The following is a 20,026-nucleotide window of genomic DNA, read 5'->3' on the forward strand; positions in this document are numbered from 1 at the left end:
GCGGTTTTTTTGTGCCCAAAATTCGAATCGCCTTCCCGCTACACCATCCTTAACGATTCAGCAAATTTTTTAATGTTGCTTTTTTGTAAACGGATTAACACTGTGCAGAAATCCTGCTATGCTGCCCGACGCGGTATCGGGCATTTACCCTACAAACTGCTGTCTCACAGGAGCGTGAAGAGATTCGCCCACATACACGCTGTGTATGCCGCAATATGACAATGAGAGCGAGGAGAACCGTCGTGCTAGAAGAATACCGTAAGCACGTAGCAGAACGTGCCGCCGAGGGAATTGTACCCAAACCTTTAGATGCAACCCAAATGGCCGCGCTCGTCGAGCTGCTGAAGAATCCGCCCAAGGGCGAAGAAGAATTCCTGTTAGATCTGTTGATCAACCGCGTACCGCCTGGCGTAGATGAAGCTGCCTACGTAAAAGCCGGTTTCCTTGCTGCCATTGCCAAAGGCGAAGCAACCTCCCCACTGGTGACTCCTGAAAAAGCGATTGAACTGCTCGGCACCATGCAGGGTGGCTACAACATTCATCCGCTGATTGACGCGCTGGATAACGAAAAGCTGGCGCCAATTGCGGCCAAAGCGCTCTCTTCAACGCTGCTGATGTTCGATAACTTCTACGATGTGGAAGAAAAAGCCAAAGCAGGCAACGAATATGCGAAGCAGGTTATGCAGTCCTGGGCTGATGCTGAATGGTTCCTGAACCGTCCAGCTCTGGCTGAAAAAATCACCGTGACCGTTTTCAAGGTGACCGGTGAAACTAACACCGATGACCTCTCCCCGGCTCCGGATGCGTGGTCCCGTCCTGATATCCCTCTGCACGCGCTGGCGATGCTGAAAAACGCCCGTGAAGGTATCGAGCCGGATCAGCCAGGCAACGTTGGCCCGATCAAGCAGATCGAAGCCCTGCAGGAGAAAGGTTTCCCGCTGGCCTATGTGGGCGATGTTGTGGGTACCGGCTCTTCCCGTAAATCTGCAACCAACTCCGTGCTGTGGTTCATGGGCGATGATATCCCGCATGTGCCGAACAAACGCGGCGGCGGCCTGTGCCTGGGCGGCAAAATTGCACCAATCTTCTTCAACACCATGGAAGATGCTGGCGCACTGCCAATTGAAGTGGACGTGAACAACCTGAATATGGGCGACGTGATTGACGTTTACCCGTTCAAAGGTGAAGTGCGTCACCACGAAACCAACGAACTGCTGGCAAGCTTTGAGCTGAAAACCGACGTTCTGGTCGACGAAGTGCGTGCCGGTGGCCGTATTCCGCTGATCATCGGTCGTGGCCTGACCACCAAAGCGCGTGAAGCGCTGGGTCTGCCGCACTCAGACGTTTTCCGTCAGGCGAAAGATGTGGCGGAAAGTAACCGTGGTTACTCCCTGGCGCAGAAAATGGTTGGCCGCGCGTGCGGCGTAACTGGTATTCGCCCGGGTGCGTACTGTGAGCCGAAGATGACTTCTGTGGGCTCTCAGGATACCACTGGCCCAATGACCCGTGACGAACTGAAAGACCTGGCGTGCCTGGGCTTCTCTTCTGACCTGGTGATGCAGTCCTTCTGCCACACTGCGGCCTATCCGAAGCCGGTTGATGTGACCACACACCACACGCTACCAGACTTCATCATGAACCGTGGCGGTGTGTCCCTGCGTCCGGGTGATGGCGTTATTCACTCCTGGCTGAACCGTATGCTGCTGCCAGATACCGTGGGTACCGGTGGCGACTCTCATACCCGTTTCCCGATTGGTATCTCCTTCCCGGCGGGCTCTGGTCTGGTGGCGTTTGCTGCTGCGACCGGCGTGATGCCGCTGGATATGCCAGAATCCGTTCTGGTGCGCTTCAAAGGCAAAATGCAGCCGGGTATCACCCTGCGTGACCTGGTTCACGCCATCCCGCTGTATGCCATCAAGCAGGGCCTGCTGACCGTTGAGAAGAAAGGTAAGAAAAACATCTTCTCTGGCCGCATCCTGGAAATTGAAGGTCTGCCGGATCTGAAAGTAGAACAGGCATTCGAACTGACCGATGCCTCCGCTGAGCGTTCTGCTGCGGGCTGTACCATCAAGCTAAACCAGGCGCCGATCGAAGAGTATCTGACCTCTAATATCGTGCTGCTGAAGTGGATGATCGCAGAAGGTTACGGCGATCGTCGTACGCTGGAACGCCGCGTTCAGGGGATGGAAAAATGGCTGGCGGATCCGCAGTTGCTGGAAGCCGATGCTGACGCAGAATATGCGGCAGTGATCGACATCGATCTGGCGGATATCAAAGAGCCAATCCTGTGTGCACCAAACGATCCAGACGATGCTCGTCTGCTCTCTGACGTTCAGGGCGATAAGATCGACGAAGTGTTCATCGGTTCCTGTATGACCAACATCGGTCACTTCCGTGCTGCCGGTAAGCTGCTGGATACCCATAAAGGCCAGCTGCCAACGCGTCTGTGGGTGGCTCCGCCAACCCGCATGGACGCCGCTCAGCTGACTGAAGAAGGTTACTACAGCGTGTTCGGTAAGAGCGGTGCGCGTATCGAAATCCCTGGCTGTTCCCTGTGTATGGGTAACCAGGCGCGCGTAGCGGACGGTGCGACGGTAGTCTCTACCTCTACCCGTAACTTCCCGAACCGTCTGGGTACTGGCGCTAACGTTTATCTGGCCTCTGCGGAGCTGGCGGCGGTTGCCGCGCTGATTGGCAAACTGCCAACGCCGGAAGAGTACCAGACTTATATTGCTCAGGTTGATAAGACGGCGGTGGATACCTATCGTTATCTGAACTTCGACCAGCTCTCTCAGTACACCGAGAAGGCTGACGGCGTTATCTTCCAGACGGCAGTATAAATGCTACCCTCTCCCGTGGGAGAGGGGCTGGGGGTGAGGGCACCAGACCGCACCTGACCCATTGCCCGGTGGCGCTACGCTTACCGGGCCTACAAAACCCATCGCAACTGCGGTGGGTTTTTATTTTCATTCCTCCCACCTCTTACGCTTTTTTTCTTCCTCGCTGCTGCGATAATTACCTTAATGGCTTTGCAGAGGAAAATACTATGGATTACGAATTTCTGCGCGACATCACCGGAGTGGTGAAAGTGCGTATGTCGATGGGCCACGAAGCCGTAGGACACTGGTTTAACGAAGAGGTGAAAGAGAATCTCGCGCTTCTTGATGAAGTTGAACAGGCGGCGAATACGGTGAAAGGCAGTGAGCGCTCCTGGCAACGTGCCGGGCACGAATACACGCTGTGGATGGACGGCGAAGAGGTTATGGTGCGTGCCAACCAGCTTGAATTCTCGGGTGACGAGATGGAAGAGGGGATGAGCTACTACGATGAAGAGAGTCTGTCGCTGTGCGGCGTCGAAGACTTCCTGAAGGTGGTGGCGGCGTACCGCGAGTTCATGAAACAGAAATAGCATACCGGAGCGTCCTTGCTCCTTGTGTCTCTTACATGGCCGGAATATTGCGGCCATAGTAGATTTCGCGCATCTCTTTCCAGAGAAGGTCAGTGATGGCCTTACGCTCTTCGTCGCTCAGGTCTTCCGGTTTGGTGTGGAACATGTAGTGCTTAAGGTCAAACTCCTTAAGCAACATCTTGGTATGGAAGATGTTTTCCTGGTATACATTCACGTCCACCATGTCATACAGCGCTTTCATGTCCTCGGACATAAAGTTCTGAATGGAATTGATCTCGTGGTCAATAAAGTGCTTCATGCCATTGATATCACGAGTAAAACCACGGACGCGATAGTCAATGGTTACGATATCGGATTCCAGCTGGTGGATTAAGTAGTTCAGCGCATTCAGCGGTGAAATCACACCGCAGGTCGATACTTCGATATCGGCGCGGAACGTACACAGCCCGCCTTCAGGATGGCTTTCCGGATAGGTGTGCACACAGATATGGCTTTTATCCAGGTGAGCCACCACCACTTCTGGCAGCGGACCGGGGTGCTCGGTTTTGTCGATAAGCTGCGGGTCGACTGGCTCTTCGCTGACCAGGATGGTCACGCTCGCACCCTGAGGGTCGTAATCCTGGCGCGCGATATTCAGGATATTCGCGCCAATAATCGAGCAGGTTTCTGACAGGATTTCAGTCAGCCGATTGGCGTTGTAGAGTTCATCGATATAGGCGATATACCCATCGCGTTCTTCTGCTGTTTTGACATAGCAGATATCGTAAATACAAAAACTCAGGCTTTTTGTCAGGTTGTTAAAGCCATGCAGTTTAAGCTTTTTCAATTAGTTCACCCCCTGAGAGGACAACGCGTCTTGCAAATACTGAGGCAAGGCAAACGCGGCGGTGTGGACAGCCGGATTGTAGTATCGGCAATGAAGACCGGCCTGGTGGAAACGGGCCTGAATGATTTCGGCGGAGAGATGGCGTAGCACCTCGTTATCCGTTGCCCAGGCAAAGGTCATGATCCCGCCGTAGTAAGTCGGAATAGCGGCCTGATAGAAACTGACATCGCCAAAATAAGTGCTTAACTTGCGGTGGCTGTCGATGGCTTCATCCTGTTGCAGGAAGCAGACGCCATTCTGCGCCACGAAGATCCCACCGGGCTTAAGGCAACGTTTGCAGCCTTCGTAAAAGGATGAGGTAAACAGCGATGCACCCGGGCCGATTGGGTCGGTGCAGTCAGAGATGATCACATCAAAGGTTTGTGTGGTCTGGTTAACAAAGTTGACCCCATCGTCAATCACCAGACTGAAGCGCGGGTCGTCATAGCTGCCGGCATTATGATTGGGTAAGTACTGGCGGCAGAAAGAGACAACGCCTGCGTCGATTTCCACCATGGTGATGGATTCGACAGATTTATGGCGGGACACTTCACGCAGCATTGCGCCATCACCCCCGCCGATAATCAAAACGTGTTTGGCCTGTCCGTGTGCCAGCAGCGGTACGTGGGTCATCATCTCGTGATAGATAAACTCGTCACGCTCGGTGGTTTGCACCACGCCGTCCAGCGCCATCACGCGCCCAAAAGCAGCGTTTTCGAAAATGATCAGATCCTGATGATCGGTTTTCTCATGATAAAGCACGTTATCAACGGCAAAGTACTGACCAAACTGATCATGCAGTGTTTCATGCCACAACGCGTTGTCGGCCATAAGCTGACGCCTCCTTTGTTAACATCCGTTTTCCCACGAAAAATGAGCGAAACATGATAGCTAACTATAACCGTGCTTGCACGGCTATAGGGTCAACAAGGAGCGTCGGGGGGAGGTTATTTTACGTAGGCGAGCAGGCTAAGGGAGTCGCGAGCCAGCGCTTTGCATTTCTTTGCAGTGGGAATGCCAATGCCGCTTAAATCACGGTAGCTGTCTTCACCGAGCGCCTTCATGTCGAAGCTGTCGTAGTTGCTGAGATCCCACTGGTTCTGCTGGGCAAAAAAGACCAGTGCGCGACGAATCTGCCCGTTGGGTAAATTCTGGTAACCACAATCATTTTTCAGGAATACAAAAACCGCCGTTAAATCGGCCATATCTTCTGCTTCATTTTCACTCAGCGCATAACTGTTTGCACACATAGCCATCAGGCTGCCGAACAAAATTGTCCTGAAAAACGTCTTCATTGCTTCTACCACTGCGTCACGGAAAATTAACGTTAGCATACTTGATGCCAGGGCGACGATCTTTATTATTGCCGCTTTGCTTGACCTTCCGGTAAGGGGAGGGTTTATGCTCAAAATATCGCCTGCTGGAAATAAGGAAATGAACATGCAACGTCGTGATTTTTTAAAATATTCCGTTGCGCTGGGGGTTGCCAGCGCATTACCGCTGTGGAGTCGCGCAGTTTTTGCGGCCGACAGACCCGCCTTACCCATCCCTGATCTGCTTACCGCGGATGCCCGCAGCCGCATCCAGCTTATTGTTCAGTCGGGTAAAACGACCTTTGGTGAGCATTCTGCGACAACCTGGGGGTATAACGGCAATCTGCTCGGCCCTGCTATTCAGTTACGCAGAGGAAAAGCCGTCACTGTGGACATCCACAATACGCTGGCGGAAGAGACAACGCTGCACTGGCACGGCCTGGAAGTCCCGGGTGAAGTGGACGGGGGTCCGCAGGGGGTGATTAAGGCGGGCGGTAAGCGCAGCGTCACCTTTACCCCTGACCAGCCCGCGTCGACCTGCTGGTTCCACCCGCATCAGCATGGCAAAACCGGACGGCAGGTTGCGATGGGGCTGGCAGGGCTGGTACTCATTGAAGATGATGAAAGCCGCCTGCTGCGCCTGCCAAAACAGTGGGGCATCGACGATGTGCCGGTGATTGTGCAGGACAAAAAGTTCACCTCAGACGGGCAGATTGATTACCAGCTGGACGTGATGAGCGCAGCGGTGGGCTGGTTCGGTGATACGTTGCTGACCAACGGCGCGATTTACCCGCAGCACGCCGCGCCGAAGGGCTGGCTGCGTTTACGTCTGCTTAATGGCTGTAACGCGCGTTCGCTGAATTTTGCCACCAGTGATAAACGCCCGCTGTATGTGGTGGCGAGCGATGGCGGCTTGTTGCCTGAGCCGGTTAAGGTCAACGAATTACCGATGCTGATGGGCGAGCGTTTTGAAGTGCTGGTGGATATCAGCGATGGCAAGGCGTTTGACCTTGTGACCCTGCCGGTGAGCCAGATGGGCATGGCCGTTGCGCCATTTGATCAGCCGCATCCGGTGCTGCGCATTCAGCCGCTTCAGGTCACGGCGTCGGGCATATTGCCGGATACTCTGGCGAAGGTGCCTGCGTTACCTGCACTTGAGGGGTTAACCCAGCGCAAACTCCAGCTCTCGATGGATCCGATGCTCGATATGATGGGGATGCAGGCGCTGATGACGAAATATGGCAATCAGGCGATGGCCGGGATGCAGCATGGGCAGATGATGGGCCATATGAATATGGATCACGGCAGCATGGGCGGAATGGGGAAAATGAACCACGGGGGACAGGGTTTTGACTTCCATAACGCCAACATGATCAACGGCAAAGCGTTCGATATGAATACGCCGATGTTTGCTGCCACGAAAGGGCAGTTTGAACGTTGGGTGATTTCTGGTGAAGGTGACATGATGCTGCATCCGTTCCATATTCACGGCACGCAGTTCCGCATTCTCTCAGAGAATGGTAAAGCGCCAGAGGTACATCGTTCCGGCTGGAAAGACACGGTGCGGGTTGAAGGTGGTGTGAGCGAGGTGCTGGTGAAGTTCGCGCACGACGCGCCGAAGGAGTTCGCCTATATGGCGCATTGCCATCTGCTGGAGCATGAAGATACGGGGATGATGCTCGGTTTTACCGTATAAAAAAGCCGGGTGGCGACTGCGCCTTACCCGGCCTGTATATGGCACCCGTAGGCCCGGTAAGCGTAGCGCCACCGGGCTTTTCAGTTACTTGCTTGCGTCAGGCAAGGCATACGCGACAATATAGTCGCCCATCTTCGTGCCAAACGAACCATGACCACCGGCAGAGATGACGACGTACTGCTTGCCATTCACTTCATAGGTCATCGGTGTTGCCTGTCCGCCTGCTGGCAGACGGCCTTGCCACAGTTTCTCACCGTTGGTCATGTTGTACGCGCGCAGATAGTTATCAGCGGTTGCCGCGATGAACAGCACGTTACCAGCGGTGGATATTGGGCCACCCAGCATTGGCATCCCCATATTGAACGGCACAGGAACCGGCATCGGGAACGGCATACTGTCCTGAGGCGTACCAATACGTTTCTTCCACACGACCTGGTTGGTTTTCAGATCCAGCGCGGAGATATAACCCCATGCAGGCTGTTTACACGGCAGGCCGAACGGTGACAGGAACGGGTTCAGGGTTACGCCAAACGGCACGCCATACTGCGGCTGAATACCGGATTCGGTCCCGGTACCTTTCGCGTCTTTCGGCGGTTCGATTGGGTTACCCGGGCCGCGTGGGATCAGTTTAGAGACAAACGGCAGCGCCATCGGGTTGGCAATCGCTACCTGACGGTTCGGGTCAACGGAGATCCCGCCCCATTCGAACATCCCCAGGTTACCCGGGAAGACCAGCGTGCCCTGCTCAGAAGGCGGCGTGAAGATACCTTCGTAGCGCAGCTGATGGAACATCACGCGGCAGACCAGCTGGTCAAACATGGTGGCACCCCACATGTCTGCACCGCTCAGGTCTTTCTTCGGACGGAAGCTCAGGTCAGAGAACGGCTGCGTTTTACTGACGTAATCGCCTTTTGCTGCCCCCTGAGGAACCGGTTTTTCCGGTGCAGGAACAACCAGCTTACCGTTGCTGCGATCCAGTACGAAGATGTTACCCGTTTTCGCTGGTGCATAAATTACCGGAACGGTTTTGCCGTTAACGGTAATGTCGGCAAGCGTCGGCTGGGATGGCATGTCCATATCCCACAGATCGTGGTGAACGGTCTGGTAGCTCCATGCCAGTTTACCGGTGGTCGCGTTCAGCGCCACGATAGCGCTCGCGTAACGCTCCTGCTCTGGTGTGCGATAGCCGCCCCAGATATCCGGCGTGGTCACACCCATTGGCAGGTAGACCAGGTCCAGCTTCGCGTCATACGCTGCTGGTGCCCAGGAGTTCGGTGAGTTAAAGGTAAAGGTGTGTTCGTCCGATGGGATCGCGTTTGGATCTTTCGCGCCCGGATCGAAGGCCCACAGCAGTTTACCGGTGTTCACGTCAAAACCACGGATAACGCCAGAGGTTTCGCGGGTAGAGAAGTTATCCGTTACCGAACCGGCAATCACGATAGTTTTATCGGTGATGATCGGTGGTGAGGTCGGTTCATACAGGCCCGGCGTGGTATCCGGCATGTTGGTTTGCAGATTCAGGACACCTTTGTTGGCAAAGGTCTCGCACAGCTTGCCCGTTTCGGCGTTAACTGCAAACAGTCGTCCATCGTTCACCGGCAGCATGATGCGGCGAGGGCAGTCAGCGACCACATCCGGGCTGGCATTATCGGCACGCGCTTCATGGTAAGAAACACCACGGCAGGTCACATGCTGGAATGACGGGTTAGAGTTGAGCTGTGGATCGAAGTGCCATTTCTCTTTACCGGTAGCCGCATCAAGCGCGAACAGACGCTGGTGCGCGGTACACAGATAAAGCATGTTGCCAACTTTAATTGGCGTCACTTCGTTGGTCAGTTCACCTGGATCGTTAGGCATCTTCACATCGCCGGTACGGAAGACCCAGGCTTCTTTCAGGTCCTTCACGTTGTCGGCGTTGATCTGCTTCAGTGGAGAGTAACGCTGACCTTCCTGATTACGACCATACGCAGGCCAGTCGCTATCGGCAACCTGAGAGATAGCCGCGGCAGGCGTGGATTCCGTGTTCAGCGTGCCTTTGATCTCCTGTGGGTCGTTGAAGCCAGCCCAGGTGAGGATGCCACCGCTGATAAGCAGGGCAATCACCAGTGCGGCGACGGCGCCACTGGAAGGAACAATCAGGCGACGCCAGACAAACGGCAGGATCAGCCAGATACCAAAGAACACGAGGATGTCACTGCGTGGCGTCAGTGCCCAGAAGTCGAAGCCGACTTCCCAGACGCCCCAGATCATGGTTGCGAGAAGTAATGCGGCATAAAGCCACAGTGCTGATTGTTTTCTACGCAACAGCAGGATGGTTACGGCAACCATAACCAGACCTGCAATCGGGTAGTACCAGGAACCGCCTAAAGCGACCAGCCAGACGCCACCGATTAACAGATACAGCGCGCAGAAGGCTGCGAACGCTGCTGTTAATGTCACCAGTAGACGCGACTGTTGAGTTTTTGTTTCAGCCATAGAAAAGTACTCGTCAGTTTTGTTAATTATTTGCTAGCAATTAATTATAGGTATTAACAAGTGTGATCGGAATCACAAAATTTGCTTTTTATAACTCATGCGCCAGGGCTATCCATTTGCTGTTATAATGGGTGGCTTGTGAATCGATGCCGGACGCAGATTCATCCGCATTGAGCGATTTTTATTAAAATCATATGGTTAGTAATATGAAACATACTGTTGAAGTGATGATCCCGGAAGCGGAGATCAAAGCGCGTATCGCCGAACTGGGCCGTCAAATCACCGAACATTACAAAGACAGCGGCAGCGAAATGGTGCTGGTTGGTTTGTTGCGTGGCTCTTTTATGTTCATGGCAGACTTGTGCCGTGAAGTGCAGGTGTCACATGAGGTCGATTTTATGACCGCCTCCAGCTACGGCAGCGGCATGTCCACAACCCGTGATGTGAAAATCCTTAAAGACCTGGATGAAGATATTCGTGGCAAAGATGTGTTGATCGTTGAGGACATCATCGACTCCGGCAACACGCTCTCTAAAGTGCGCGAGATCCTGAGCCTGCGCGAACCAAAATCCCTGGCGATCTGCACCCTGCTGGATAAACCAACCCGTCGTGAAGTGCAGGTGCCGGTTGAGTTTGTCGGTTTCTCTATTCCTGACGAATTCGTGGTGGGTTACGGTATCGACTACGCCCAGCGTTATCGCCATCTGCCGTATGTCGGGAAAGTTGTGCTGCTGGACGAGTAATGTTGATTGGGTGCGGGCTGATGCCCTCACCCCAGCCCTCTCCCACCGGGAGAGGGAGAAAACCTCAGGCTTTATTTATGGTTTACGTGCTTGAGTTTGAGGTTGGCAATGCCCGAGCGATAGCGCTGTTCCAGCGTTTCGCGGTTGGTAGCGGTCACTTCCAGATTACGCAGTAACCCGTCATGAATACCGTACGCCCAGCCGTGAATAGATACCTTCTGCCCGCGTTTCCAGGCAGATTGCATAATCGTGGAGTGGCCCAGGTTATAGACCTGCTCCATGACGTTTAGCTCACACAGGGTATCAAGCCGACGCTCTTGCGGCATTTCGCCTAGCAGTGAGCTATGTTTGAACCAGATATCGCGGATGTGCAGCAGCCAGTTATCGATTAAGCCCAGCTCAGTGTTTTCTATCGCAGCCTGGACGCCACCACAGCCGTAGTGGCCGCAAATGATGATGTGCTCGACTTCCAGTACATCGACGGCATACTGAACAACCGAGAGACAGTTAAGATCCGTGTGAATGACCAGGTTGGCTACGTTGCGGTGAACGAATAATTCGCCCGGTTCGAGGCCGGTCAGACGCTCTGCCGGAACGCGGCTATCGGAACATCCAATCCATAGAAAGCGCGGGTTCTGCGCTTGCGCCAGTTTCCCGAAAAAACCGGGGTCCTCTTCCACCAGCATCTTTGACCATAGTGCATTGTTGCTGATGAGTGTATCTATGTCATTCATGGAGGTTAACGACCTGTAACCGAGTGATTGCGTTGCGCTACTATAGGGTAACCCGACTTTTAATGAAACCACACAACGTGTGTCAGAACTATAGGTAAGTCTAATTCATGGCGATTGCACTGGAGCTTGAACAGCTTAAAAAAACCTATCCGGGCGGCGTTCAGGCGCTGCGCGGAATAGATCTCAAAGTAGAAGCGGGTGATTTCTATGCGCTTCTGGGGCCAAATGGCGCAGGGAAATCCACCACCATCGGGATTATCAGTTCTCTGGTTAACAAGTCATCCGGCAGGGTAAGCGTGTTTGGCTACGACCTGCAAAAAGATGTTGTTAACGCCAAGCGCCAGCTTGGGCTGGTGCCGCAGGAGTTCAACTTTAACCCTTTCGAAACCGTACAACAGATCGTAGTGAACCAGGCGGGTTACTACGGCGTGGAGCGCAAAGATGCGCTTGAACGTAGCGAAAAGTACCTCAAACAGCTCGATCTGTGGGAAAAACGCAACGAACGTGCGCGGATGTTATCCGGCGGGATGAAGCGCCGCCTGATGATTGCGCGTGCGCTGATGCATGAACCAAAACTGTTGATCCTCGATGAACCCACCGCCGGTGTGGACATCGAGCTTCGTCGCTCAATGTGGGGGTTCCTGAAAGATCTTAACGATAAAGGCACCACCATTATTCTGACAACCCACTACCTCGAAGAAGCCGAAATGCTCTGCCGCAATATCGGCATCATTCAGAATGGCGAGCTGGTGGAAAACACCTCGATGAAAGATCTGCTTTCTAAGCTGAAATCAGAAACCTTTATTCTCGACCTGGCGCCAAAAAGCCCGCTGCCAAAGCTGGAAGGGTATCAATATCGTCTGGTAGATACCTCGACGCTGGAAGTGGAAGTGCTACGCGAGCAGGGGATCAACAGCGTGTTCTCCCAGCTGAGCGCGCAGGGCATTCAGGTGTTGAGTATGCGTAATAAAGCGAACCGACTGGAAGAGCTGTTTGTCTCTCTGGTACATGAGAAACAAGGAGACAAAGCATGACGCATCTTTACTGGGTTGCGCTGAAAAGCATCTGGGCGAAAGAGATTAACCGTTTTATGCGCATCTGGGTGCAAACCCTGGTGCCGCCGGTCATCACCATGACCCTGTACTTTATCATCTTCGGTAACCTGATTGGTTCTCGCATTGGTGAGATGCACGGCTTTACCTATATGCAGTTTATCGTACCGGGCCTGATCATGATGGCGGTGATTACCAACGCCTATGCCAACGTTGCGTCATCATTCTTTAGCGCCAAGTTCCAGCGCAACATTGAAGAACTGCTGGTAGCACCTGTGCCTACGCATGTGATCATTGCCGGTTACGTGGGTGGTGGCGTGGCGCGTGGTCTGTGCGTGGGTATCCTGGTCACGGCGATTTCGCTGTTCTTTGTCCCGTTCCAGGTGCATTCATGGCTGTTTGTGGCGCTAACATTGCTGCTGACGGCGATCCTGTTCTCGCTGGCCGGTCTGCTGAACGCCGTATTCGCCAAGACGTTCGACGACATCAGCCTGATCCCGACCTTCGTGCTGACGCCACTGACCTATCTGGGCGGGGTGTTCTACTCCCTGACGCTGCTGCCGCCGTTCTGGCAGGCGCTGTCGCACCTGAACCCGATCGTGTACATGATAAGCGGCTTCCGCTTTGGTTTCCTCGGCATTACCGACGTGCCGCTGTTTACTACCGTTGCGGTGCTGGTGGTGTTTATCCTCGCCTTCTACCTGCTGTGCTGGTATCTGATCCAGCGCGGGCGCGGGCTGCGTAGCTAACCTTCGGCCCGGCGACAATCCGTTGCCGGGCGCTTTTCTTTGACAGTTATCACCGTAAGCTAACCTTCACTGGGCTAAACTACTCGCCTGCTAAGGAGGGAGTTATGCTGGGATGGGTCATCACCTGCCACGATGAACAGGCGCAGGATATGCTGGACAAGCTTGACGCTAAATTTGGTCCGCTGGCGCAATGTCGGGCGGTCAATTACTGGCGTGGCTTAAGCACCAATATGCTCAGCCGTATGATGTGCGACGCCCTGCATGAAACCGACACCGGCGACGGCGTTATCTTTCTTACCGATAAATCCGGCGCTGCCCCCTATCGTACGGCGGCATTGATGAGCCATAAGCACGATTGTTGCGAAGTGATTTCAGGAATTAGCCTGCCGTTGCTGGAACTAATGTACCCGCAGCGAGAAACACTCGGCAGCGCCGGGTTTCGCGAGGCTATCGTGGCGCAAGGTACGCCGGGCGTCAGCAGCTTGTGGCATCAGCAACAGAAAAATCCTCCTTTCGTCCTGCTTCACAACCTGTATAAGAATTAAACATTGGTATTGATGTCTCTTTTGCTACAATGACATCAGTTTTTTCGTATCGATAACGATCCAATGCTAACGCGTCTACTATTCCTGCTGTTGTTGTTCGTTTCCGGCATCAGTTCTGCCAGTTTATTAAGTCAGCAAAGACTGCCTGCACAATACATGCAAACCACCGAAGATGCGGCGATTTGGGCGCAGGTGGGTAATGACGTGGTCAACGTTGGCAACGTGCGTGCCGGGCAGATCCTGGCCGTGGTGCCTGCGGCGGCAGATTACTATGAGTTCCGCTTCGGTTTCGGCACGGGTTTTATCGACAAGGGGCATCTGGAGCCTGTTCAGGGCAAGAAGCGCGTTGAAGATGGCCTGGGCGATCTGAATAAACCGCTCAGTAATCAAAATCTGGTCACCTGGAAAGACACGCCGGTTTATAACGCCGCTGACAACAGCAGTGCTCCTTTCGGGACCTTAAGCGCCAATCTCCGCTACCCGATCCTGAACAAGCTTAAAGACCGTCTGAACCAAACCTGGTTTCAGATCCGCATTGGCAACCGCCTGGCGTGGATAAGCAGCCTGGATGCGCAGGAAGATAACGGTATTCCGGTGATTACCTACCACCATATCCTGCGTGATGAGGAGAACACCCGTTTTCGTCATACCTCCACAACGACCAGCGTGCGTGCCTTTAGCAACCAGATGACATGGTTACGCGACCAGGGTTATACCACGCTGACCATGTATCAGCTCGAGGGGTACGTACGTAACAAAATAAACCTGCCTGCTAAGTCGGTGGTGATCACCTTTGATGACGGCCTGAAATCCGTTAGCCGCTATGCTTATCCCATTTTGAAAGAGTACGGGTTTAAGGCAACGGCGTTTATTATCTCATCCCGAATCAAACGCCATCCGCAAAAGTGGGCCCCCAAGTCTCTGCAGTTCATGAGCGTGTCAGAGCTGGAGCAGATCCAGGATGTATTTGATATTCAGTCGCATACCCATTTTTTACACCGCGTAGATGGCAACCATCAGCCGATTTTACTCAGCCGCAGCTACCACATTATTTTGTTCGATTTTAAACGCTCCCGGCGTGATTTGGCACAGTTCAACCCGCATGTGCTTTATCTTTCCTATCCGTTTGGCGGATACAACGATAACGCGGTGAAAGCGGCAAATGACGCCGGTTTTCATCTGGCGGTCACGACCGTGAAAGGAAAGGTAAAACCGGGAGATAATCCGTTCTTACTCAAGCGTCTGTACATCTTAAGAACGGATTCACTGGAGACAATGTCGCGGCTGATCAGCAATCAGCCGCAGGGGTAGCAGCTATCAGGCAACCTGAACCGGGATCGCTTTCGCGGTACGTTTCATGTCATTGTCGCCTTCGAAGTAGGCGACTTTTGGCTGCCAGCGGCGCGCTTCTTCGTCAGACATCATGACGAAGCTTGCGATAATCACGATATCACCCACGTCAGCGCAGTGCGCGGCAGCGCCGTTGACGGAGATGATTTTGGAACCGCGTTCAGCCGCGATGGCGTAAGTAGAGAAGCGTTTGCCGTTGTTCACGTTCCAGATATCAATAGCTTCGTTTTCAAGAATACCCGCCGCGTCGAGGAAATCCTGATCGATCGCGCAGGAGCCTTCATAGTGCAGGTCGGCCTGAGTGACTTTCACACGGTGAAGCTTACCTTGCAGCATTTTGCGAATCATTACGTCTACCTTTAATCATCATGCTTTACCCTCTCATATGTGAAGAGAGGGCAGGTGAGGGGATTTATTCCCAGGCAAATACGCGCGCAGTATTGCCCGATTTTTAGTCGGTGTCTACTACGCCAGCTCAACCACTTTATTGTCGATAAGGCGCGCCTGACCCAACCACGCAGCCACCAGGAGAACCGCTCGTTTGCTGGACTCAGTCAGCTCCAGCAGGGTATCGGCGTCGCGGATCTGCACATCGTCAGAACGGAAACCTTTCTCGTTAAGCGCCTGTTCGGCAAGGGCGATAATCTCTTCAGCGGTCAGCTCTTTCGCCAGCAGTTGTTCCGCCATGGTATTCATGACCTTACTCACACCCGGCGCGATTTTACGCTGGTCTGCGGTTAAGTAACCGTTGCGGGAGCTCAGCGCCAGGCCATCTTTCGCGCGCACAATCGGCACGCCAACGATTTCAATGTCGTAACCCATATCCGCAACCATTTTGCGGATCAGTGCCAGTTGCTGGAAGTCTTTCTCGCCAAAGCAGGCGATATCTGGCTGTACCAGGTTGAAAAGCTTGCTGACGATGGTTGAGACGCCACGGAAATGACCCGGACGGCTTGCGCCTTCCAGCATGGTCGAAATCCCCGGGACATCGACGTAAGTCGCTTCTTCTGTACCCTGCGGGTACACATCGGCAGGTGCCGGAGAGAAAACGATGTCCGTATGGCGTTTCTTCAGTTTTTCGCAATCTTCCTGAAGGGTGCGCGGGTAACGCGCCAGGTCGTCAGCGCGGTCAAACTGCATTGGGTTAACGAAAATACTAACCACCACGATGTCTGCACGGGCTTTAGCTTCATCGACCAGCTTCATGTGGCCGTCGTGCAGGTTGCCCATGGTTGGGACCAGTGCGATACGTTTACCTTCCTGACGTGCTCTGCGGATATGCTGGCGCAGCAGCGGCAGGGTTTCAATGATAAGCACAACGAGACTCCTTAATGGAAACTGTGTTCTTCACCCGGATACACACCGGATTCAACGTCGGCAATATACTGCCTGACCGCCGCGCGCATGTCGCCCGCATCGGTCAGGAAATTTTTGGCAAATTTAGGGATATGTCCACCCGTAATGCCAAACGCGTCGTGCATGACCAGGATCTGACCATCGGTGACGTTGCCCGCGCCAATCCCGATAACCGGAATGGTGAGCGCCTCGGTGATGCGTTTTGCCAGCTCGACAGGAACGCACTCCAGTACCAGTAACTGCGCGCCTGCGGCTTCCAGCGCCACGGCATCATCAAACAGCGTCTGTGCGGCATCGCCACGGCCTTGTACTTTGTAGCCGCCAAAGATGTTTACCGACTGTGGCGTCAGGCCCAGGTGCCCGCACACGGGCACGGCACGTTCGGTCAGCATTTTCACTGTGTCCACAAGCCAGGCACCGCCTTCAATCTTGACCATGTTGGCGCCAGCACGCATCACTGCCGCTGAATTTTCAAACGCCTGCTCAGGTGTGGCATAGGCCATAAACGGCAGGTCGGAAAGAAGCAGACATGCTGGTGCGCCACGACGCACAGCACGGGTGTGGTAAGCAATATCCTCTACCGTTACAGGCAGGGTGGAATCATGTCCCTGTACCGTCATCCCTAACGAGTCTCCGACCAGCATGACGTTGATCCCTTCTTCGGCAAACAGTTTGGCGAAGCTGTAGTCATATGCGGTGATGGTGGCGAAGCGTCTCTTTTCCTGTTTGCATTTTTGCAGCAAGGAGATGGTGGTTGGTTTCATACGGTTTCCTGATAGCCAAAGCGAATCTTTGCGCATTCTATCAGTAACATTCGAGGGAACAATGATTTTAGGCAATCGATTAACCACAATTGTTTAGTGGTTAATCGATAAAAAAACGGGGTTACCAGCGGGCGGGTTTTTCCGCGTTAAGGCTTTCCAGAATGGCTTTCAGGGAAATGCCATCGGGGAAGGTCAGGTCTGGGGCAACTTCAAACAGCGGCCAGAGCATAAACCCGCGATTTTTCATATCGTAATGCGGAACAGTGAGGCGTTCAGTGGTAATAACGTCATGGCCGAACAGCATGATATCGAGATCCAGTGTCCGCGGCCCCCAGCGTTCGGCTTTGCGCACGCGACCCTGCTGCAATTCGATACGCTGGGTTTTGTCCAGCAGCGTTTCGGCGGCAAGGGCGGTTTCCAGCACCACGGCGGCATTCAGGTAATCGGGTTGATCCTGCGGCCCCAGCGGTGGCGTGCGGTAGAAAGAGGATACCGCGATGATGCGGCTTTCAGGGATCTCGCCCAGCGCCTGAACGGCAGCATTCACCTGCTCCAGTGGAGACGCGAGATTGCTGCCGATGGCGATATACGCAAGGGTCATGCCGTGCCTTCGCGACGTGGCGCGCGCTTACGCGGGCGACGGTGGCGACGACGTGGTTCTGGCTCTTCATCCAGACTGGTCAGCATCCCTTTTTGCTCTGGTGGCGCAGAGACCTGGAATTCTCCCCACCACTGTGCCAGGCGTTGCAATTCCTGATTCTTCTCAACTTCAGCGCGCAGGGATAAAAGGTCGAACGCGGCGCGGAATTTAGGATGCTCCATCAGCTTCCAGGCGCGTTTACCCTGACGACGTGACATACGCAACTGAAGCTGCCAGATATCACGCACCAGTGTAGTGATGCGTTTTGGAATGGCCAGCGTCCGGCAGCCTTCGTCCAGCACGTCATTTGCGGCCAGCGCAAATGCATCGTAATAGGCCAGACCGCTTTCCTGAGCAATTTTCTGCGCGGTTTCCAGTAACGGATACCAGAACATTGCAGCAAACAGGAACGCAGGGTTCACGCGCATATCATTGTGAATACGGGTGTCAGTATTCTTCAGCACCTGCGCAATGATGCGCTCCATCGAGCTGTCGCCGTTTTCCGTGAAGTAACGGGTAATGGTCGGGAACAGCGGCTGGAACAGGCTGTATTCGCGCAGCAGGTTGTAGGTTTCAAACCCGTAACCGGCTTGCAGCAGTTTCAGCGCTTCTTCAAACAGGCGTGCAGGCGGGACATCGTTAATCAGCGTTGCCAGGCGCGGGATGGGCTCACCGGTTTCCGGGCTGATACGCATATTCAGCTTGGCAGCAAAACGTACGGCACGCAGCATTCGCACCGGATCTTCGCGGTAGCGCGTTTCTGGTGTACCTATCAGGCGAATCAGACCTGCTTTCAGATCCTGCATTCCACCCACGTAATCACGGACAGTGAAATCCGCCACGCTGTAATAAAGGCTGTTAATGGTGAAATCGCGACGCTGGGCATCTTCTTCAATAGAGCCAAAGATGTTGTCGCGCAGCAGCATCCCGTTCTGGCCGCGCTGAGACGTGGTTCGGTCTGCGGGGTTGCCTTCGTGGTGGCCACGGAAGGTGGCAACTTCAATAATTTCAGGCCCAAACATAACGTGAGCAAGACGGAAGCGGCGGCCAACCAGCCGGCAGTTGCGGAATAATTTACGCACCTGCTCTGGCGTGGCACTGGTCGTCACGTCAAAATCTTTTGGTTTTTTGCCCAGCAGTAAATCGCGAACACCACCGCCAACGAGATAGGCCTCGTAGCCTGCTTTATTCAAACGATAGAGCACCTTGAGGGCATTTTCACTGATATCTTTGCGAGAAATATTGTGCTGCTCACGCGGAATAACCGACATATGGGTTTGTGCAATAGCCTCTTCAGCCATGCTCTCTTCCCGGCTTAGCACCTTACGGCAAAAATTAGCGACTCGGGTAAAAATAGTACACCTCGTAGTGTGTTTTGTTATGAAAAAAGCGGCTAATCATAGCTCAGCATAACGCATTTGAGAATGCTGGATTTTTGGCACTGTTTTGAGTGTCCAGTTAGCAACGGCTAATTTCAGCAATTCATCAATACTCAGGTCCTGCCATTCGCTTGTTATATTCTGGTTGAGAAATCGCAGCGCGTCGATCAAAACGGGCCGTGGATCGCCATCTGGCAAAGCAGGCGCGTGGTTTTGCTTCGACAGCTTATTTCCCTGCGCATTCAGCGCCAGCGGCAAATGAATATATTTCGGGGCAGCCCAGCCAAATTGCTGATACAGCGATATTTGCCGCACCGTTGGCTCAATTAAATCAGCCCCACGCACTATTTCCGTCACGCCCTGAAAATGGTCGTCCACGACAACGGCTAAATTATAAGCAAATAAACCATCGCGACGGTGGATGATGAAATCCTCGCGCGCCAGGCGTTCATCTGCCTGAATGTCGCCCGATAATTGATCGTGGAAACGGGTCACAGGAAAATGCTGGACCAGGCGGACGGCGGCGTTTTCCGGGCCATGACCGAGCGTACGGCAATGGCCGTCATAGACGCCCCCCACGCTCTGAATACGCGCACGGGTACAGGTGCAATAGTACGAAAGCCCTTGCTCATAGAGCCACGCCAGACGTTCGCGATAAGCGTCGTGCCGCTTTGACTGCCAGAGAACCTCACCGTCCCAGTGAAGGCCGTAATGTTCCAGCTGACGCAGGATAGTTTCTGCTGCACCGGGAACTTCACGCGGAGGATCAATATCTTCGATGCGTACACGCCAGATACCCTGGTTTGCACGAGCTTGCAGGTAGCTGCCAAGGGCGGCTATTAAAGAGCCGAAGTGTAATTCACCGGAAGGAGATGGCGCAAAGCGCCCAATATAGTGTGATTCAGACATATCAACAGTAACAAGGCGGGAGAGACTCCCGCCTTTACAGTGAATAC

The 20,026-nt window shown here is 53.8% G+C and carries 19 protein-coding genes; 8 read left to right on the plus strand and 11 right to left on the minus strand.

Annotated elements, in window-relative coordinates; genetic code table 11:
- Positions 1–242 precede the first annotated feature (242 nt).
- Positions 243–2,840, plus strand: a complete 2,598-nt coding sequence (acnB, locus tag HV107_RS14355) for a bifunctional aconitate hydratase 2/2-methylisocitrate dehydratase (protein ID WP_182059603.1) — start codon at positions 243–245, stop codon at positions 2,838–2,840.
- A 206-nt stretch (positions 2,841–3,046) separates the two neighbouring features.
- Positions 3,047–3,409, plus strand: a complete 363-nt coding sequence (gene yacL, locus HV107_RS14360; RefSeq protein ID WP_014068929.1) for a protein YacL — start codon at positions 3,047–3,049, stop codon at positions 3,407–3,409.
- Positions 3,410–3,440: 31 nt separating this feature from the next.
- Here the strand turns inward: yacL and speD are convergent, their stop codons facing one another.
- From speD to HV107_RS14375, 3 genes are all read right to left on the minus strand, one after another.
- Positions 3,441–4,235 (minus strand): adenosylmethionine decarboxylase, encoded by a 795-nt coding sequence (speD, locus tag HV107_RS14365; protein WP_182059604.1) that lies wholly within the window; start codon positions 4,233–4,235, stop codon positions 3,441–3,443.
- The gene (gene speE, locus HV107_RS14370) at positions 4,236–5,105 is read right to left on the minus strand and encodes a polyamine aminopropyltransferase (protein WP_182059605.1); all 870 of its coding nucleotides are present in this window, start codon (positions 5,103–5,105) and stop codon (positions 4,236–4,238) included.
- A gap of 116 nt (positions 5,106–5,221) precedes the next feature.
- Positions 5,222–5,569 carry a YacC family pilotin-like protein gene (locus HV107_RS14375; RefSeq protein WP_014882582.1) on the minus strand — a complete coding sequence of 116 codons (348 nt, stop codon included), beginning with the start codon at positions 5,567–5,569 and terminating at the stop codon, positions 5,222–5,224.
- 145 nt (positions 5,570–5,714) lie between these two features.
- Between HV107_RS14375 and cueO the strand changes: the two genes are divergently transcribed.
- The gene (gene cueO / locus HV107_RS14380) at positions 5,715–7,283 is read left to right on the plus strand and encodes a multicopper oxidase CueO (protein ID WP_182059606.1); all 1,569 of its coding nucleotides are present in this window, start codon (positions 5,715–5,717) and stop codon (positions 7,281–7,283) included.
- An 84-nt stretch (positions 7,284–7,367) separates the two neighbouring features.
- On the opposite strand, the gene HV107_RS14385 is transcribed toward cueO, so the two are convergent.
- Positions 7,368–9,758: a glucose/quinate/shikimate family membrane-bound PQQ-dependent dehydrogenase gene (locus tag HV107_RS14385; RefSeq protein WP_182059607.1), complete on the minus strand. Its 2,391-nt coding sequence runs from the start codon at positions 9,756–9,758 to the stop codon at positions 7,368–7,370.
- Between the two features lie 206 nt (positions 9,759–9,964).
- On the opposite strand from HV107_RS14385, the gene hpt reads away from it, so the two are divergent.
- Positions 9,965–10,501 (plus strand): hypoxanthine phosphoribosyltransferase, encoded by a 537-nt coding sequence (gene hpt / locus HV107_RS14390; protein WP_014068935.1) that lies wholly within the window; start codon positions 9,965–9,967, stop codon positions 10,499–10,501.
- Between the two features lie 71 nt (positions 10,502–10,572).
- On the opposite strand, the gene can is transcribed toward hpt, so the two are convergent.
- The gene (gene can / locus HV107_RS14395) at positions 10,573–11,235 is read right to left on the minus strand and encodes a carbonate dehydratase (RefSeq protein WP_020882596.1); all 663 of its coding nucleotides are present in this window, start codon (positions 11,233–11,235) and stop codon (positions 10,573–10,575) included.
- Positions 11,236–11,342: 107 nt separating this feature from the next.
- On the opposite strand from can, the gene HV107_RS14400 reads away from it, so the two are divergent.
- The 4 genes from HV107_RS14400 to HV107_RS14415 all read left to right on the plus strand — a co-directional run bounded on the left by HV107_RS14400 (position 11,343) and on the right by HV107_RS14415 (position 14,892).
- Complete coding sequence (locus tag HV107_RS14400) at positions 11,343–12,269, plus strand: ABC transporter ATP-binding protein (RefSeq protein WP_182059608.1); 927 nt, start codon at positions 11,343–11,345, stop codon at positions 12,267–12,269.
- Positions 12,266–13,036 carry an ABC transporter permease gene (locus HV107_RS14405; RefSeq protein WP_182059609.1) on the plus strand — a complete coding sequence of 257 codons (771 nt, stop codon included), beginning with the start codon at positions 12,266–12,268 and terminating at the stop codon, positions 13,034–13,036. Before HV107_RS14400 ends, HV107_RS14405 begins: the two co-directional genes overlap by 4 nt.
- 104 nt (positions 13,037–13,140) lie before the next feature.
- The gene (locus tag HV107_RS14410; RefSeq protein WP_182059610.1) at positions 13,141–13,581 is read left to right on the plus strand and encodes a PTS sugar transporter subunit IIA; all 441 of its coding nucleotides are present in this window, start codon (positions 13,141–13,143) and stop codon (positions 13,579–13,581) included.
- A 63-nt stretch (positions 13,582–13,644) separates the two neighbouring features.
- On the plus strand, positions 13,645–14,892 hold the full coding sequence (locus HV107_RS14415) for a polysaccharide deacetylase family protein (protein ID WP_182059611.1): 1,248 nt from the start codon (positions 13,645–13,647) through the stop codon (positions 14,890–14,892).
- Positions 14,893–14,898: 6 nt separating this feature from the next.
- Here the strand turns inward: HV107_RS14415 and panD are convergent, their stop codons facing one another.
- The 6 genes from panD to gluQRS form a co-directional block, all read right to left on the minus strand.
- Entirely contained in the window at positions 14,899–15,279 is a 381-nt protein-coding gene (gene panD, locus HV107_RS14420; RefSeq protein ID WP_006810068.1) for an aspartate 1-decarboxylase, read from the minus strand.
- 117 nt (positions 15,280–15,396) lie between these two features.
- Positions 15,397–16,248, minus strand: coding sequence for a pantoate--beta-alanine ligase (gene panC / locus HV107_RS14425; RefSeq protein WP_182059612.1), 852 nt, complete (start codon positions 16,246–16,248; stop codon positions 15,397–15,399).
- 11 nt (positions 16,249–16,259) lie between these two features.
- On the minus strand, positions 16,260–17,051 hold the full coding sequence (gene panB / locus HV107_RS14430) for a 3-methyl-2-oxobutanoate hydroxymethyltransferase (RefSeq protein ID WP_182059613.1): 792 nt from the start codon (positions 17,049–17,051) through the stop codon (positions 16,260–16,262).
- A 121-nt stretch (positions 17,052–17,172) separates the two neighbouring features.
- Complete coding sequence (folK, locus tag HV107_RS14435) at positions 17,173–17,652, minus strand: 2-amino-4-hydroxy-6-hydroxymethyldihydropteridine diphosphokinase (RefSeq protein ID WP_182059614.1); 480 nt, start codon at positions 17,650–17,652, stop codon at positions 17,173–17,175.
- Positions 17,649–19,046, minus strand: a complete 1,398-nt coding sequence (pcnB, locus tag HV107_RS14440; protein WP_182063523.1) for a polynucleotide adenylyltransferase PcnB — start codon at positions 19,044–19,046, stop codon at positions 17,649–17,651. The genes folK and pcnB overlap by 4 nt, the downstream gene beginning before the upstream one ends.
- 42 nt (positions 19,047–19,088) lie before the next feature.
- Positions 19,089–19,979 (minus strand): tRNA glutamyl-Q(34) synthetase GluQRS, encoded by an 891-nt coding sequence (gene gluQRS, locus HV107_RS14445; RefSeq protein ID WP_182059615.1) that lies wholly within the window; start codon positions 19,977–19,979, stop codon positions 19,089–19,091.
- Positions 19,980–20,026: the final 47 nt, after the last annotated feature.

This window comes from Enterobacter sp. RHBSTW-00175 (assembly GCF_013927005.1).
In the GTDB taxonomy this organism is placed as follows: Bacteria; Pseudomonadota; Gammaproteobacteria; order Enterobacterales; family Enterobacteriaceae; genus Enterobacter.